17 protein-coding genes are annotated in these 17,662 nt (G+C 41.7%); 13 read left to right on the plus strand and 4 right to left on the minus strand.

The features are described from left to right. Positions 1–65 precede the first annotated feature (65 nt). The 4 genes from PKC96_04380 to PKC96_04395 are packed head-to-tail and all read left to right on the plus strand — an operon-like array spanning position 66 to position 5,822. Positions 66–2,540, plus strand: coding sequence for a DNA translocase FtsK (locus PKC96_04380; protein HMM00559.1), 2,475 nt, complete (start codon positions 66–68; stop codon positions 2,538–2,540). Between the two features lies 1 nt (position 2,541). Further along, entirely contained in the window at positions 2,542–2,868 is a 327-nt protein-coding gene (locus PKC96_04385) for a holo-ACP synthase (protein HMM00560.1), read from the plus strand. A gap of 2 nt (positions 2,869–2,870) precedes the next feature. After that, entirely contained in the window at positions 2,871–5,033 is a 2,163-nt protein-coding gene (pulA, locus tag PKC96_04390) for a type I pullulanase (protein HMM00561.1), read from the plus strand. 9 nt (positions 5,034–5,042) lie between these two features. Continuing rightward, positions 5,043–5,822: a lysophospholipid acyltransferase family protein gene (locus tag PKC96_04395; GenBank protein ID HMM00562.1), complete on the plus strand. Its 780-nt coding sequence runs from the start codon at positions 5,043–5,045 to the stop codon at positions 5,820–5,822. Here the strand turns inward: PKC96_04395 and PKC96_04400 are convergent. Then, positions 5,819–7,081 carry a methyltransferase domain-containing protein gene (locus PKC96_04400; GenBank protein ID HMM00563.1) on the minus strand — a complete coding sequence of 421 codons (1,263 nt, stop codon included), beginning with the start codon at positions 7,079–7,081 and terminating at the stop codon, positions 5,819–5,821. The genes PKC96_04395 and PKC96_04400 overlap by 4 nt on opposite strands. A gap of 87 nt (positions 7,082–7,168) precedes the next feature. On the opposite strand from PKC96_04400, the gene PKC96_04405 reads away from it, so the two are divergent. Beyond that, entirely contained in the window at positions 7,169–8,476 is a 1,308-nt protein-coding gene (locus tag PKC96_04405; protein ID HMM00564.1) for a pyrimidine-nucleoside phosphorylase, read from the plus strand. Positions 8,477–8,528: 52 nt separating this feature from the next. Here the strand turns inward: PKC96_04405 and PKC96_04410 are convergent, their stop codons facing one another. Next, the gene (locus PKC96_04410) at positions 8,529–9,797 is read right to left on the minus strand and encodes a replication-associated recombination protein A (protein ID HMM00565.1); all 1,269 of its coding nucleotides are present in this window, start codon (positions 9,795–9,797) and stop codon (positions 8,529–8,531) included. A 65-nt stretch (positions 9,798–9,862) separates the two neighbouring features. Here PKC96_04410 and dtd point away from each other — a divergent pair, with 65 nt between their 5' ends. The 8 genes from dtd to PKC96_04450 all read left to right on the plus strand — a co-directional run bounded on the left by dtd (position 9,863) and on the right by PKC96_04450 (position 16,455). Next, entirely contained in the window at positions 9,863–10,318 is a 456-nt protein-coding gene (gene dtd / locus PKC96_04415; protein HMM00566.1) for a D-aminoacyl-tRNA deacylase, read from the plus strand. Beyond that, complete coding sequence (mnmA, locus tag PKC96_04420; GenBank protein HMM00567.1) at positions 10,311–11,456, plus strand: tRNA 2-thiouridine(34) synthase MnmA; 1,146 nt, start codon at positions 10,311–10,313, stop codon at positions 11,454–11,456. The genes dtd and mnmA overlap by 8 nt, the downstream gene beginning before the upstream one ends. A gap of 78 nt (positions 11,457–11,534) precedes the next feature. Then, a complete protein-coding gene (locus PKC96_04425) occupies positions 11,535–11,777 on the plus strand; it encodes an ABC transporter permease (GenBank protein HMM00568.1) in 243 nt (80 codons plus the stop codon). A 128-nt stretch (positions 11,778–11,905) separates the two neighbouring features. Further along, complete coding sequence (locus tag PKC96_04430) at positions 11,906–12,097, plus strand: hypothetical protein (GenBank protein ID HMM00569.1); 192 nt, start codon at positions 11,906–11,908, stop codon at positions 12,095–12,097. Positions 12,098–12,132: 35 nt separating this feature from the next. Beyond that, a complete protein-coding gene (locus tag PKC96_04435; GenBank protein ID HMM00570.1) occupies positions 12,133–12,549 on the plus strand; it encodes an HIT family protein in 417 nt (138 codons plus the stop codon). 597 nt (positions 12,550–13,146) lie between these two features. Further along, positions 13,147–15,759, plus strand: coding sequence for an alanine--tRNA ligase (gene alaS / locus PKC96_04440; GenBank protein ID HMM00571.1), 2,613 nt, complete (start codon positions 13,147–13,149; stop codon positions 15,757–15,759). Next, on the plus strand, positions 15,756–16,205 hold the full coding sequence (ruvX, locus tag PKC96_04445) for a Holliday junction resolvase RuvX (protein ID HMM00572.1): 450 nt from the start codon (positions 15,756–15,758) through the stop codon (positions 16,203–16,205). The genes alaS and ruvX overlap by 4 nt, the downstream gene beginning before the upstream one ends. Beyond that, a complete protein-coding gene (locus PKC96_04450; GenBank protein HMM00573.1) occupies positions 16,189–16,455 on the plus strand; it encodes a DUF1292 domain-containing protein in 267 nt (88 codons plus the stop codon). The genes ruvX and PKC96_04450 overlap by 17 nt, the downstream gene beginning before the upstream one ends. Positions 16,456–16,496: 41 nt before the next feature. Here PKC96_04450 and PKC96_04455 read toward each other — a convergent pair whose 3' ends face one another. After that, the gene (locus tag PKC96_04455) at positions 16,497–17,075 is read right to left on the minus strand and encodes a chromate transporter (GenBank protein HMM00574.1); all 579 of its coding nucleotides are present in this window, start codon (positions 17,073–17,075) and stop codon (positions 16,497–16,499) included. Then, a complete protein-coding gene (locus PKC96_04460; GenBank protein ID HMM00575.1) occupies positions 17,075–17,653 on the minus strand; it encodes a chromate transporter in 579 nt (192 codons plus the stop codon). Before PKC96_04460 ends, PKC96_04455 begins: the two co-directional genes overlap by 1 nt. Between the last annotated feature and the right edge of the window lie 9 nt (positions 17,654–17,662).

Consider the following 17,662-nt stretch of genomic DNA (forward strand, 5'->3'; position numbering starts at 1 on the left):
AGTTTGGGTTTATTCAAATTCCACTTCTAGGTATAATTAACATATACCGATAGGTGGACTTATCTATGAGTAAAAGTACTGAATCAACCACTAAAAAGAACCGATCGGCACGTATTGATGTCCCTGGGGGCATAATGCTTGCCCTTTTTGGCTTACTGATAATTCTTAACCAATGGGTAGGGGCATTTCTGACCTATGCATTAACCTGGGCTTTTGGAACCCTATATGTGATTCCGGTATTGTTGTTATTTATTGTGGGGGTCCGCCTTATTTTTATTCGGGAAAGACACTTTCCGCTCAGAGCCTCAGTCACAATCGGACTTATATTAATTTTGCTTGCTTTGTCCGGCTTTATGGCTTATTTAGAAAAAAGAGATCCGGCTGAATTTGCATTTAAAAATATCTTTATCGATCAAACTGCATATCTTGGGGTAGCTATTCAAGAATCGATGGCCACTCCGTTATCATTTGCCTTTCATGGCGGCGGTGTTTTCGGCAACGTCATCTATTTTGGATTATATATCGGATTAAAAGAAGTTTGGACCTTGGTAGCCTTAAGTGTTTTGGCCTTCATCGGCTTGATGATTGTTTTTTGGTCGCTTTTGCGCCGATTGGTCGCTAAAATGAGGATTTCACTGACGAGTAAACGGAAAAAGAAAAACTTTTTCTCCGAAGCCGGAAATTTGGAAAATCTACAGCAGATTAGTCAGGGCAATGAAGACGACGTCAGTAAAAATAGACCGCTGACAAAAGATCATAATCTGCTATCCAATGTTGCCCTTGGCAGTATGCAGAAGGCGGTTTTCGTTGAAGAAGATACCTTTGATATAGAAAGTGAAAGAAAAGTTTTGACTCTCAAATCCGCCATTTCAGATGAAGTTAATTTTGAGGACATAAAGAGTGAAAACACCGAGCGTATCGAATCAACAAGCGCTTCCCGGGAAGAGGTGTTGCCGCTACAAGAAGAGGAAGTCAGCGTTTTTTCCATTCCCAATCCCGAAAATAAAACCAGTGAACGCGTAACCGTTCCGGTTGAGAAAATGAACTATCAAAATGATAACGACTTTGCTCCCTTACTCGGCGGGAAACTACCCGATTCCGCTTTGCTCGAAGAGCATCATGATAATCTTAACTCGCAGGAAAACCAGGATTTGGCCGATAAGCGAGTGAATATCATTAATCAGACTTTTAACAACTTAAATGTTGGCGCCTCGGCTGTTTCCTATACCATCGGTCCGGCGGTCACCCGCTATGACATCAAAATGAATCCTGATGTCTCCGTCAGTCAGGTGTCAAAAGTTATTCCGGATATTTCGATTCGGCTGGGAGGGATACCCGCTCGTTTTGAGACGATAGTTCCGGGAAAGTCGACTTCCGGATTGGAAATCGCTAATGGCAAGACATCCCTGGTCAGTTTTCGCGAATGCTTTGAATCTCTACCGGATGAACTTGCCAGCAAACTGGTTTTTCCGTTTGGAAAAAATATTTCGGGTGAAGTGGTAATGGCCTCTTTAGAGGAGTTTCCTCACCTTTTGGTTTCCGGTTCAACCGGCAGCGGAAAATCAATTTTTATGCATTCGCTCATCATGAGTTTGATAATGCGCAATACCCCGGATGAATTACGTCTAATTATAATCGATCCCAAGCGCGTGGAAATGGCTCGCTATCGGGATATGCCCCATCTTTTTTGCCCGATAATATCCGATTATGCCGAAGCTAAGACGGCCATGTCGCGCCTGGTGGGAGAAATGGAAGATCGCTACTTGCGATTTGAAGAAGCCGGGGCATCGAAAATCAGCCAATACAATGACTATGCGATTGGCAATGGGCTGCCGCCGATGCCTAAAATTGTCGTTGTCATCGATGAATATGCGGATTTAGTCGAAGGAGCCAAGGACATTGCCACTCCAATCGTCCGACTGGCGCAAAAATCCCGCGCGGCGGGAATTCACTTAGTTATTTCCACGCAGCGCCCTTCAGTTAATGTTATTACCGGTGTAATAAAAGCCAACCTTCCTGTTCGGGTGGCCTTGATGATGGCATCAACCGTTGATTCAACCACGATTTTAAACGAAGGTGGAGCCGAACAGCTGCTAGGAAACGGCGATATGCTGATTGATTGCCCGCAAATTTCCCGCAGTGGTTTTGTTCGCGTTCAAGGAGCTTTCATCGATGGTCGGGAGATTCGGCGGGTTGTTGATTATTTAAAACATCAATTTAAAACCGAGTATGACGATAATTTCTTCGACCTTACCGATCATAGTGCGATGGGACCAAGTTTTGAGGGCGAGGGAACCGATCACGATGATGCCTATTTTGAAGTTAAAAAATGGGTTATGAGTCAAGAGTACACTTCGATATCCAAAATTCAACGAACATTTAACTTCGGCTTTCCTCGGGCGATGAGAATTTTTCGGAAATTGCAAAGCGAAGGGATTGTGGACGACAGTTCAGAATCGAATTCAGCCCGGGGTTCTTTGGTTATAAAACGTAATCCTCAATCAATTGAGGAAACAAAAATTGACCGCGGAGATTATTAATATGAGCGTTGGTATCGATATTGTTTCCATTCAGAGGTTTAAGGATAAACCGGATTTGATTGCCCGGGTCTTAAGTGCGAATGAACTTGATGAGTATAAGCGAAGAAAAAACAGCCTCGAGTTTGTCGCGGGCCACTTCGCTGCCAAGGAAGCCTTCCTAAAGGCCAACCGATTTGAGCATCAAGTTGCATTTAGTAAAATCGAAATACTATACTTTGACAACGGACGGCCTTATATTTATTTTGAAAAGGGAATCTATGAGAATATTTCGATTAGTCACGATGGAGGAATTGCCATTGCTATCGTCAATATCGAAGAAGGAAAATAATTATGTCGGATTGTATTTTTAAAGCCAAATTACTTGAACCGGATTTAATTCGCGTGCTCATTTATGCCCACCTGTCGAAACTCGATAACCCCAGTTTTACGATGGTGACGGATGGGACTACGAGAAAACTTTCCAATATTGAAAAAGTGACGGTGCAGTTTAATAATTATGCTTACGATATACGGCTTGATGAGCCTTTGGAATTAGGCCACGCCTACGATATCATAAGTGCTAACTTCGGACGGACCGCTCTCGATGTGACTAAAGCTACCGAATTTGCCGACTTTGACGAGAGATTTTATTATCCTGAACCGCTGGGGTTTATCTATACACCTAAGGCAACCACTTTTCAGTTATGGGCGCCGCTCGCCTCGCAAGTCGAGGTGGTGTATGAACTGCACGCGCATGAGTATCGGCAGATAATGCAGCGCGAAGAAAAAGGTGTTTTTCGGGCGCGTATCGATAAAAATCTCGATGGTGCAAGATATTATTTTTCGATTGTTAACTCCGGGCAGATAGTTATGGCTACCGATCCGTATGCCATCGCTTCAACGGAAAATGGCCATCGCTCGGCCGTGGTAAATTTAACTCGGATTAAAACGCCGCTTTATGAGGACAAACTACCGCCTTTTAGTAACTATAATGATGCTATTATCTATGAAGCCAGTGTTCGCGATATGACAATTGATAAGACGACGACTATCCGAAGTAAAGGAACCTATCGTGGTCTAATTGAACATCGAGCCAAAACTCGGCAAGGCAATAAGGTGGGAATAGATTATCTAGTCTCCCTGGGTATCACCCATTTGCAGCTGATGCCGATATACGATTTTGCCACTGTGGATGAAACCAATCCGCGAGCGGCATATAATTGGGGATATGATCCGGCGCAATACCTCGTTCCTGAAGGCTCATTATCCACCAATCCGAGCGATCCTTATACGCGAATTAAAGAGGTAAGAACAATGGTCTCCGCTTTTCATCAGGCGGGAATCAGAGTCAATATGGATGTGGTTTTTAATCATGTTTATGAATCGGCAACCAGCGTTTTTGAGCGCGTTGTTCCAAATTTTTATTTTCGCCGGCAAGAGGATGGCAAACTTTCAAACGGGTCGTTTTGCGGTAACGATTTAGCCAGCGAGCGACCGATGGTTCGACATTTGATTCTTCAGGCTGTCCGTCACTGGATAACCTTTTATGGAATTGATGGTTATCGCTTTGATTTGATGGGAATATTGGACATTGCAACGATGAAAATTATCGAAGACGAAACGCGCAAACTTAAAGCTGGATTTATGCTTTATGGCGAAGGCTGGAACATGCCGACTGCGCTTTCTAATAACGAACGGGCGACGATGGAAAACGCGCACCTTTTACCTGGATATGCTTTTTTTAATGATTCTTTTCGCGATATTGTCAAGGGTCCGACAGCGGATGATCATCTGGCGGATAAGGGCTATTTATCGGGAGCAGAAGAGTATCGATTGGGTTTTAAGTTTGCCTATGTAGGCAGCTCCTTGGACTTAGTGTTTAAACCCAAATTTCAATTTCCCCATCAGTCGGTCAACTATGTTGAATGCCACGATAACAGCACGCTTTTTGATAAGTTGGTAATCGCCACCCCCGAGGATAGCGAACGGGATATTCTTCAACGAATAAAATTAATCAATGCAATTAATATGATTGCTTTTGGGGTGCCTTTCTTTCATCAAGGTCAAGAAATTGGACTCAGTAAATTTGGTGATTTTAACTCTTATAAAAGTGGGGATAAAGTTAATCAATTTGCCTATGTTAAATTGGACGATCGCCTTGAAATGGCCAATTATTTCTATGAATTGACTAAGTTACGCAAGGATTGCGACTTTTTACGGGAAGATCAGCCCAGTCATATTGAAAATATGATTGAATTTGAAGATTTGCCCTCGGGAGGACTTTTAATTGATTACGTGAAACTTCCATCCCAAGGTGCCTATAAGCAATTTTCGGTTTTTATCAATCCGAGCAAGGAAAACATCTTTTACGAACTAAAAAATTACGCCAAAATTATTTTTTCCAGTTCGGGCTATGTCGCGGGAAAATTAGAAACTTTCGTTCGGCGCGTAATGATTCCGCCCCTCAGTGTTATAATTGTAGGGCTTCGTCACGAAGATGATTTTGAATTATAGGGGCAAGTTATGTGGAAATACCTACGTTTAGTGTTTGTCTTTGTACCGAAATTAATTTGGGCATACTTTGCCTGGATTTTTGCTTACTCCCGTCACCCCGAACGGTATTCGCTTTCACAAAGATATGCGAAAGCGCATAAGTTGTGCCTGCAATTTGTCAAAGATATTCGATTGGATGTTCACCATCAGGGATTGGGATATATCCGTCGGCAAAAACCACAGTATATTATCGTCAATCACTTTGGTTTTCTTGATCCGATTGTTATCATGGCAATCACCGACAAACCCCTCTTGTTTGTTGCAAAAAAAGAGGCAAGAAAGATGCCGTTTATCGGGCGTATTCTCCAATCCATTGATGCTGTTTTTCTCAATCGGGAAGATTTAAAGCAGGAAGTAAAAGCGATGTCGATGGTCAAGAAATTTCTTCAAGGGGGGCGCACGGTTATTATTTTCCCCGAAGGGACGCGCAACCGCAAATATTCGGCATCCTTGGGGATGTTTAAACCCGGGGCCTTCAAAGTACCGGAAGTTTTGGATGTCGAAATTGTTCCGGTGGCTATTATCGGAACCCAATTTGCCTTACTCTTATCCACCAATTGGAAAGTTTTTCCAATTGAAGTCTTAATTATGCCCCCCTACTTACCATCCAGTGAAAAGTTGGGCAGCGTCGGACTGAGCAAAAAATTCCAAGCGCTTATGCAATCGATGGTTGATGATATTCGCGCGAAGGAAAATAATCGTATTTCGGCTTTTCTCACCAAACGTCAAAAAGAATTAATTAACGATTAGTGTCTTAACCCTTTCGGATAGTGATTTTTGAGAATACCATCAACGGCCTTTACCCAGCCAAGGTTGATATGATCATAACTTACGACATGGAAGCCGTTAGCTATTTCTCGGTGCAAAGTATCGCCATGGCGATACTTTTTCATTTCTTCCATGGTAAGATTGATACTATTTTCAAAGCCTAAATAATGCGCAAGATGATGATCAGGCAGTAGATGGTCACCATGAGCAACTGCTACTTTTACTCCTGAACGTAATACATTAAAGCCCTTATTAATTTCCAATGCGGGATTTAAAAGATAAAATCCGTCATTTCTTTTTAACAGTTGCCCTTTTAATGAATAATTAAAAAACGAATAACACTCAGGAGGCGCAAAATGGCTTTCCGAACTTTCATTTGGTTTTTGAAGACAAGCAACAAATTGACCTTCCCCAGGAAAAATGGCGGGAAGAAAATAAAGTGCCTCGTTTATTTTTGGCGAATGATAAACATACTCTTCGGTGGTTAAAGGAAGGATGATGGCTGATCTTTGATTCAGAAGATGCTCGACAATCGCTTCATTTTCCTCATAGGAAAAGGAACAAGTGGAATATAAAAGTTTTCCTCCCGGTTTAAGAAGATCAAACGCGCGGATTATCAGTTTCTTCTGAATCTCCGCGAACCGTAAAACTTTTGCTAACGACCAATCGTCGCGCATCGCTTGGCTTTTGCGGAGCATGCCGCTTCCCGAGCAGGGGGCATCAAGAAATACCTTATCAAATAAAAGATCTTTAAAGTCGGTTTTTTGAAAATCGTTATTTGTAACGATGACATTTCCCAAACCCATGCGTTCAACGTTTTTTGAAAGTGTGAGCGCTCGAAGTCCATCGATATCATTACTTATAACAATGCCGTTATCGTTAAGTCGCATGGCGGCCTGGATGGTTTTTCCTCCGGGAGCAGCCGCAAAATCCAAGACGATGTCATTGGGTTCATAATGAAAAAAATTGGCTACGCTCATCGCGCTCGGATCTTGAAGATAAAATGCCCCGGCATCGTGATAGATGGTCTTGCCTAAATCGTACACTAAAGGATCATATATAAAGGCGTGAGGCACCAGCGGATGGATTTTGGCTGAAGGAAACAACTCTAAAAAATGCTCATCGGACATCTTTCTTGGATTAAGAAGAGCGGCGTGCATTGCCGGTTTAGATAAAGATTCAATTAAAGGGGTGGCAATATCAATTGGGAAAATAGTTTTAATGTATTCTTCAATGTTCATGAAAAAGCCTCTTTTTTTAAGAAAAAAATAAAATAGCCAACTAAATAGACTTTTTTATTATATAATATAACCAAGGAGTTTTAAATTATGAGAATGGCAGATATTATCACCAAGAAGCGTGACGGAGGCGTTCTTAGTGAACAGGAAATCAATTTTTTTGTCGAAGGATATACGAAAGGAACAATTCCTGATTACCAGGCGAGCGCATTAGCGATGGCGATCGTTTTTCAGGGGATGAATAAAGATGAGACGGTCGCTTTGACCAAGGCGATGATGTACTCGGGCGATGTGGTTGATCTTTCGCAAATTAAAGGGGTGAAAGTCGATAAGCATTCCACGGGCGGAGTGGGCGACAAAACTAGCATGGTCGTGGGACCAATCGTTGCCAGCTGCGGCGTTCGACTGGCAAAAATGAGCGGTCGTGGCTTGGGTCATACCGGCGGGACATTGGACAAGTTAGAATCCATTCCCGGCATGAGTATTTCACTTCCCATCGAACGCTTTATCAAGCAAGTAAATGATATTGGCATTGCGATTATCGGCCAAACAGCCGATTTAGTTCCGGCGGATAAAAAACTATATGCTCTTCGCGACGTGACGGGAACGGTTGAAAGTATCCCCTTAATTGCCTCCTCCATCATGAGCAAGAAACTAGCAAGCGGTGCGGATACAATTCTTTTGGATGTAAAATTCGGCAGTGGCGCTTTTATGAAGACCATTGGAGACGCGCGTAAACTGGCGCGAACAATGGTGGAAATTGGCGATGGTGTAAAACGGGATACAAGAGCGATTTTAACGGATATGGATCAGCCTCTCGGCCGCGCGGTCGGAAATAATCTTGAGGTAAAAGAAGCGATTGATACGCTAAACGGACATGGTCCGGATGATTTCGTTACCTTGTGTGTCAAGGCAGCGGGCGTGATTTTGGTCCAGGGAAAAGTGGTTTCAACCTTAGCGGAAGGTGAGGCGCTTGCAAGCGCAAAAATTAAAGACGGAAGCGCACTCAACAAATTCAAGGCGATGGTCAAATCACAGGGCGGAGATGTATCGTACATTGATAATCCCAGCCAATTTGTTGTTGCAAAACACCATGAGGAAGTTTATGCGGATGCGGATGGATATGTCGGCCGAATCGATTGTCTGGAGATCGGGGTGGCCGCGATGCAACTTGGCGCCGGGCGGGCAACGAAAGATGACGTAATCGACCCTGCGGCCGGAATCATCGTTGACAAAAAGGTCGGAGCTAAAGTTTCTAAGGGCGATAAATTGGCTGATATATATACCGATGTAGACGCGGCTAGCTATCAGCCGGTTATTATGGACATCCAACGGGCGTTTAAACTTCAAAAAGACGAAGTTACTCCCCGGCCGATTGTCTATGAGATAATCGAGTAAATAAGTATTTAAAAAGGAACCAGCCGGTCAATATCGGCTAGGTTCCTTTTTGCTATTCACGGGGCTTTTTTGATTTAAGAAAGGCCAAATCGCTGGTGCGGGTATTCCTCTTGAGCCGATGGTAATTGGCATTTAAAACTTTCTCATATTGAGAAGCATTTGATTCCTGGTAAAACTGCATTTCCTTAATCAGTTCAGGAAGATATTGCATCTTTTCCCATAGATCAGGGCGATCATAGGGGTACTTATCAATTTCCTGCGCATTTACCGGAGTTAATTTTAAGTAATCAAGAACGCTTAATTGATGATCTTTTGCATAGTCCATCGCTGATTGAATGGAAGATGCTGCCGCCTTTGACTTTGGCGACAGGGCGAGGTCGCAAACAGTAAAGCCTAAAGGTATTATCGCTTCGGGAAACCCAACCTTGCGGGCACTCTCAAGGGCAGTTGCACAGCGTTCCACCGCCTGAGGATTGGCTAATCCGATATCTTCATAGGCGGTAACCAATAGCCGTCTCTCAATCGATTCCAAGTCGTTAGCGGCACAAAGCCGAGCAAGATAATATAGAGCGGCATCAACATCACTTCCGCGGATGCTCTTTTGCAGGGCGGAAACGGAATCGTAATGCTCCTCCTCGTTTTGATCCATGAGATAGTTTGGAACGCGGACGACACTCTTTATGTCATTTGTTGAGATGCTTTGGTTTTTACTTAAGGATAAGACCTCTAAATAATTGTAGGCAAAACGTAAATCACCCCCCGCGAGGGTGGCTAATAATTTCTTCGCCTCATCATCCATCGCAATATGATTGTCCAGGCCGTTAAATGAAGATAAGGCCCGATTGATACCGATAATAATATCCTCGCGGCTTAAGGGCTTTACCTCCAAAAGGTGACAGCGAGAACGAATCGCGGGGTTGATGGCAATATATGGATTGGCCGTGGTCATTCCCAATAGAAAAATAGTTCCCTCTTCAATGTAAGGAAGTAAGAGATCCTGTTTATCTTTGTTTAAACGATGAACCTCATCGACGATAAGAATGGCTTCGGGGTATAGCTTCGCCTCTTCGATGGCCAGCTCGATATCTTTCTTAGTCGAAGTCACGGCGTTTAATTTTTTATAATGAACATTCATCTCTTTGGCAAAGGCTTCGGCAATAGTGGTCTTACCTGACCCGGGTGGGCCAAAAAAGATGATTGATACCAAAAGATGATTTTGAAGGGCCTCATAAAGAAAGCCTCCTTCGCCGACGAGGTGCTTTTGCCCGATAATTTCAGAAAGTTTGGTCGGACGTAGACGATGTGCAAGTGGTGCGAGCATAATTACCTCCGGATAAAGTATACCAATTTATGCTCATAAACACTATAATAAAACAAGGTGAAAAAATGAGAATTATACTGCAAAATGTGCTGGATGCCAAAGTTGAAGTCGAAGGAAAAGTCACGGGAAAAATCGCCCGGGGCTGGCTTTTGCTTGTCGGCTTTTCCCTTAATGACAATAATGCAATTGTTAAAAAAATGGCTGATAAATTGCTTACATTACGAGTATTTCCGGATGAAAATGGCAAGACCAATAAGTCATTATCGGACATCGGTGGCGAAATATTGAGCGTATCCCAGTTTACGCTTTATGGAGACGTCCGTCATGGAAGAAGGCCATCTTTTACCGACTCGGCTCCCTATGAAAGGGGTCAAGTCCTCTATAATCTTTTTAATGGCTTCATCGAGGACAAGTGTGGTAGAATTGCCACGGGTATTTATGGAGCGGACATGAAGGTGACATTAGTGAATGATGGACCCTTTACCCTGATCCTGGATAGTGAGGATTTGGTTGATGAATAAAAAAGACACGCGCGTATTAATTGGTCTTAGCGGTGGCGTTGATAGCGCGGTCGCTGCCTACTTGCTGAAAAAGGAAGGCTATCAAGTTGTCGGCGGTTTCATGCGTAACTGGGATGCGATGGCTAATAACGATATTTTAGGCAACCCGACAATTACCGATCAGCAATGTCCGCAGGAAAGCGATTATGACGATGCGAAAGCAGTGGCCGACAAACTGGGAATTGAACTTTTAAGAGTCGATTTTATCGAAGAGTACTGGAATGATGTTTTTGCCTATTTTCTTTCCGAATATGAAAAAGGCCGAACTCCTAATCCGGATATTTTTTGTAATAAATATATTAAATTTGATGCTTTCTTAAATTTTGCCAAGAGGAAGGGATTCGATTTTATCGCCATGGGGCATTATGCCAAACGGGAAAATCGTGATAATAAAGTTTTTCTTTTAAAAGCGGAAGATCTGAATAAGGATCAAAGTTATTTTCTTTCGCAAATTTCGCAAGAACAGGTGGCAAGTTGTCTTTTCCCGTTAGGAAATATCAGTAAACCCGCGGTGCGGACAATCGCCCACGAATTGGATTTAAAATCGGTGATGGACAAGAAAGACTCAACCGGTGTTTGCTTTATCGGCGAGCGCCGTTTTAAGGAATTTCTGATGAATTATTTACCGGCGAAAAAGGGAGATATTATCGACATTAATACCGGCAAAAAAGTTGGTGTTCACGACGGAGTTCTCTATTATACTATCGGCCAAAGAAAAGGCCTGGGTATCGGCGGGATAAGCGGGCAGGATGCCATAGGATGGACGGTCGTCGGTAAAGACGTAAAGAAGAATTATCTGCTGGTGGCCAGTGGTAGTAACGATGCACACCTTTTTAGCGACTATTGCTTGGTTCGAAACTTAAATTGGATAAGTGGCGCTCCTACGGAAGAAAAAACTTATGGCGCAAAATTCCGCTATCGGCAGCCTGATCAAAAAGTCAAATTGGAATTTGTCGACAGCGATACGGTGAAAGTGCTATATGCTTCGCCGGTCAAAGCGGTTACTCCTGGCCAAGCCGCGGTTTTCTACGATGGAGATATTTGTCTGGGCGGTGGCATTATTGACGAAGTTTATCGGGATGATAAGCGTATCCTGTAAATAGCGAAAAAGGATTAACAGTAACAGCATTTTGAAAATACCAGAATACAGGCTATAATAAAATCAAAAGGGGTTAATATGGAATACAGTGAAAAATATAGGCCGATGAGTTCTTGGGGATACTTTGGTTATCAGATATTGTTTTCTATTCCGCTGGTTGGGTTTATTGCGCTTATTATCTTTGCTCTTGATTCTTCTTATATCGCTCGTAGAAACTTCGCCCGGAGTTATTTTTGCTTTATCATTCTCGTGTTAATTGTGGTATTTATTATGTTTCAGATGGGGTTTTTAGCCGATCTCTTACAAAGAATAACCCAATAAAAGCGTAAATCTAATTTGGTTTGCATCTTAAAATTTACATTTAAATTAATTTGTGAATTTTTAAAGTAAATTACATTTTCTTAAAGATATTAGTAATAATTACTTTTTTAACATTAGTGATAGAATTTTTGAACCATCCACCTCAAGAAGGGGTTCTTTTGCATGTTCCACCTGAAGAAAAAGAAACAAAATCTCTTTTGCAGATAAAAGATGCTTACAAAAAAGTAATTATTGCTCGTACCAGACAAGAATCATTTAGTCTGAAAGGTGTTGAAGTAATAGATATAGCAAGATGGTTAAATGGTGATTCAGATTTTTAATACCAATACAAGAGATATAAGAGAGCATTCGCAATATGTGCCTGATATGTAAAAGAATAGATTTGATAAAGCAGAACAAAAATCCGTTTTTTGTTTATGAATTAGAGACGGGTTATGTTGTTATTGGAGATCACCAAAGGTTCAAAGGATATACATTATTCTTATGTAAAGAACATGTTGCTGAACTGCATCATTTAAAAAGAGATTTCAAAGTGAAATATTTAGAGGAGGTCTCTATCGTTGCTAAAGCCTGTCAAAATGCTTTCAAAGCTACGAAAATGAATATTGAATTGTTAGGCAACGGAGATCCACATGTACATTTTCATATTTTCCCACGTAGAAAAGGGGATATCAATATCCCGGGCCCAGTATGGTGGTTGCCTAAAGAGGAATTGTTTGATGAAAGCAAAAACCAACGAAAACAGAGTTATCCAATATGGTCGACTTATTAAAGACAGAACTTATCCGACTATTGAAATCATATAATTCTGTTCATGAATAAATATGTTTTCCAAATCATACTAATTATGTCCACTTACATTGGTAAGCAAACTACTTTCCAATTTTCAATTATTTTAAATTTTGGAAAACGAATAAAAGTGGCTTAATAATGGCGTTTTAAATCTAGTGTGAGGAACCATAGAAAAAGCAGTGGTAAGAACTCCGTACCTATATTATTTGCGGTTGATAAAAGTGATCTCATTTTGACGTTACGCGACTTCACTCGTATGTCTGTCTTCTTAGGCAAAATATTCTAAGACCGATAAATTTGGAAACATATCGTCTAGTAACTTGAAAAAATATTCTTTTTATTTTGTTTATGCTATAATCATAGCGAAATCGATAGGATTGCTAAGTTATCTCATTTTAGCGACTGCTTGTCAGGTGAAAAAGCAGACGAGAAAACGCGCCACTTTCCTGATGAGACCAATACTCTCCGTTAATCCGCGTTAAGGAAAATTAAGAGCATTGTACAGCAATGAATAAGGATGGTACCGCGGATTTTCGTTCCTTAGCGTACCTTTTTTTATGTTTTAAGGAGATTTAATATGAAAAAATTAACAGGTAATGAAATTCGATTAATGTGGCTCGATTTTTTTAAGAAACACGGACATGCAATTGAGCCCGGCGCATCTTTGATTCCCCATAATGATCCCACTCTTCTATGGATTAATTCAGGTGTGGCGGCGTTGAAAAAATATTTTGACGGATCGGTAATACCGGCTAACCACCGAATTACCAACGTCCAAAAGTCAATCCGGACCAACGATATTGAAAATGTTGGGAAGACAGCTCGCCATCATACTTTTTTTGAAATGCTCGGCAATTTTTCCATCGGTGACTATTTTCGTGAATCGGTCATTCCTTGGGCCTATGAAATTTTAACGAGCGAGGAATACTTTGCCCTCCCCAAGGATAAAGTTTATTTTACCTATTTACCGACGGATAAAGACACATATAATCTCTGGCGAAAAGTAGGCGTAAAAGAGGATCACCTTATTCCTTTAGAAGGCAATTTTTGGCAAATTGGGGAAGGGCCCTGCGGACCCAACACCGAAGTGTTCTTCGATCGCGGTGAAAAATATGATCCCCTCCATCGCGGAATTGAACTTTTAAAAAACGACGAGGAGAATGATCGTTACATCGAAATTTGGGGGATTGTCTTTAGTCAATACAATGCCGTTGAAGGCGTGAACCGAGCCGACTATAAAGAACTTCCCAAGAAAAATATCGATACCGGCGCGGGTCTAGAACGAATTGCCTGTGTTTTACAGGAGACGCCGACCAATTTTGAAACCGATCTATTTCTTCCTATCATCCAGGAAACGATGAAAATCAGTAAGCAGCCATATGAGGGCGCTAACTTGATGGCTTACCGCGTTATCGCCGACCATATTAGAGCCTGTACTTTCGCTTTAGCGGATGGAGCGACTTTTTCTAATGAAGGCCGGGGATATGTTTTACGCCGACTATTAAGAAGAGCTATGCGCTATGGACGGAAAATAAATATCAATCAACCTTTTCTTTACCTTTTAGTTCATGTTGTCGTCAATAACTTCAAGGACTTTTATCCCTATTTGGTTAAAGAAGAGGAGCGGGTCAGCAAATTAATTAAAGCCGAAGAAGAAAAATTTATTAAAACTCTCAACAGCGGAGAGCTAATGCTGAGGAATATGCTTGTGCCGGGAACTGCCCTTTCCGGTGACGATGCGTTTAAACTATATGATACCTATGGCTTTCCTATTGATTTGACGGTGGAAATTGCCTTGGAACAACAATGCCCAGTAGATATCAAACGTTTTAATGAATTATTGGAAGAACAAAAAAATCGCGCTCGGGAAGCAAGAAGTGGCGGACAGAGCATGGCGATTCAATCTGCCGATTTAATGAGCTGCCAAGTGAGCAGTGAATTTCTTTACGACTCACTTGAGCCCCTGAAGGCCAAGGTGGTGGCGGCTTTTGTCAATGGGAAAAAAGTTGATGCGATCGACGAAGAGGGCGACCTTATTCTTGATAAAACCAATTTTTACGCGGAGAGTGGCGGACAGGTTTCTGATACCGGGCGCCTGAGCAATAACGAGGTGGATGCGGAAGTAAGCGAAGTTAAAAAAGCTCCCAATCATCAGCATTTACATCACGTTGTGCTGAATTCAGGAAGCATTCACGTCGGCGATGAATTGCTTATTTCTTTAGACCTCATCCGGCGCCGGGACATTATGCGCAATCACTCGGCTACGCATCTTTTAGATACCGCGTTGAGTGAATTTGTCGGTGAGGATACTCATCAGGCGGGAAGTTTTGTCGGACCGGACTATCTGCGGTTTGATTTTAATGCCAATGAGGCCTTGTCTTCATTTCAACTGGAAAAGATAGAGGCCCGGGTAAATGAGTTGATCGGCGAATCCCTCACGCAAGAAACAAAGGTGCTTCCGATTGACGAAGCCAAGAAACTTCAGGCCAAATCGCTTTTTGACGAAAAATATGGCGATGTCGTCCGCGTGGTTTGCTTTGGCGATATGAGTAAAGAATTCTGCGGAGGCACGCATGTTGCCAACACATCTGAAATCGGCCTTTTTCTGATTGTTAGTGAAAAATCAATCGCGAGCGGAATCAGACGAATTGAAGCGGTAACTGGTGCCAAAGCATATGACTTAGTTATTGAGAGAAAGAACTTATTATCGGAGATTTCTCGCGAATTGAAAGTTAATTCGTTCGGGGATATTCTTCTTGCCATCGACTCATTGAAAAAAGAAAAGGATGCGCTTAAGCAGGAATCAATAGTTCTTAAAGATCGCTTAGCTGCAGCCCTAAGCAACGATTTAAAATCCAGCTTTATTACCAAAAACCAAGTGAATGTCCTTTTTAGTTATGTCAAAGGTTATGATCGGGAAGGTCTTCTCAAGGTAATTGACGGTCTTAAATCCCAATATGAGCAAGCAATTATTGTTTTACTGGGCGATAAAGACGGAAAATATCCTTTGGTTGCTTACTGTTCAGCTCCGGTCATAAAAATGGGGATTGAGGCTGGAAAGATCATACGCGAATTAACATCAATTTTAGGGGGATCAGGTGGAGGTCGCGCGGATTTAGCGAGTGGCGCCGCTAAAGATGCTTCCAAACAGGACAAAGTTTTGCCCTACCTTGAAAGTTTAATTAAATGAGCAAGAAAATAATCGGACTTGATCTTGGAACCAAAACACTTGGCATCGCGATTACTTCTAGCGACCAAAAGTTTGTGCTTGGAATGGAAACCGTTCGGTTTAATTCCAATGATTATGTAACGGCAGCTAAACGAATTGAGCAAATACTTCAAGAAGAGAATGTGGAATCAATAATTGTTGGCTATCCCCTAAATATGGATGATCGCAAAGGCCCCCGCGTGGAGGCTGTTGAAAAGTTTAAGCTACTATTGGGCGCATTTTTCCCATTAACGCAAATTAAGTTCGTGGATGAGCGTCTTTCCACAATTGAAGCCTATGAAAGGCTCAGTGCTTTAGGCTATAATAAAGCGAAGCAAAAAGAATTGGTTGATATGTGGGCAGCCAAAGTTATATTAGAGACCTATTTGGCTCAAAGAGAGGAAAAGAACGATGGAACCAAAAGTTGAAAATTCTGAAAAAGAGTTGACGCTTACTGATGAGGATGGCAATGAATATCGCTTTGAAATTCTCTTTACTTACGATAATGAGGAAAGAGGAGCAAGTTACGTTTTATTCTTTGACCCAGCAAGTCCGGAAGAGATCATGATTGCTCGTTATGAGGATGATGGAACCTTAGACATGGAACTCAACGACGATGAGTTCAATGAAGCTAATGAGATTTTAAACACGTATAACGAAGATCCACAATTGAAGTAAATAAAATAAAAACCGATTCGCATCAATAACGAATCGTTTTTTTACGCATAAGCGATTATTCCTAGCGCGGCCGCGATAACGATTAATATAATCGGCGATAATTTCTTTTTAAAGACAATTTTATGCCCCCAGTATATAAGTCCGGCATCAAACATTAAAACCAAAGATATGCGGTCAAAATCGGAGGAAATATGCGGAAATAAGGGGAATATATTCTTGATTACCAGGATGACGCCGGTTGAAACTATAAGCGCAACAATGGTGGGTTGAACTCCCTTAATAGCCGCCTGAACGTAGCGGTTTTTTTCAAAGCTCTTAAAAATTGAAGCGATAACGAGAATAATTAAAAACGATGGTAAAACAACGGCAAATGTAGCGGTTAAACTTCCAAGAATTCCCAGCTGACTGGAACCGATAAAAGTGGCCATATTAATGGCAAATGGTCCCGGAGTTGACTCGCTAATCGCAATAAAGCGCACGACTTCCTCGTAGCCCATCCATCCCTTGCTGATGACCTCGCTTTGCATTAGTGGAATCATGGCATAGCCACCGCCGAAAGTGAATAGACCAATCTTAAAAAAAGTCCAGAAAATATCTAGCATTTTTAAAATTATACCCATTAAATAACACCTCGTTTCGTGTTATTTATCAATCCGTAAAAAAGTAAGCCCAAAGTCAGGCCGATGATAATAAAATAAATGGAAGAGAAGTTCCATTCAAAAACATTAATCAAAATCTGGGCGCTAAAAGCCACCAGCAAAAGAATAATTGAAAAAAAGTTTCGCTGCATTTTTTTGCCTAAAGATATACCGGCGTCAATAATTAAAATCGCCACCGCGGCCTGAATGCCAAGGAAAGCGTTGTTGACAATGGTGATTGCCAAAAATTTATCTAAAAATAGTGAAATAGCATAGATGATAATAAAGGAAGGCGTTATTAATCCTAATGTGGCAAATAACGATCCCCAAAAGCCGGCGACTTTATAGCCGACATAGGTAGCACTGTTAACGGAAATCGGCCCGGGAGTAGATTCGGCGATAACGATAATATTAAATATATCTTCAGTGGTCATCCATTTATGACGTTCGGTAATCTCACTTTGAATAAGAGGGATCATGGCGTATCCTCCGCCAAAAGTAAATAATCCGATTTTTAAGAAAGTAAAAAAAAGGGTTTTTATCCGCGTTAATTTTTCCATTTCCGCCTC

This window comes from Bacilli bacterium, assembly GCA_035326105.1.
Taxonomy (GTDB): Bacteria; Bacillota_I; Bacilli_A; order RFN20; family CAG-826; genus UBA7706.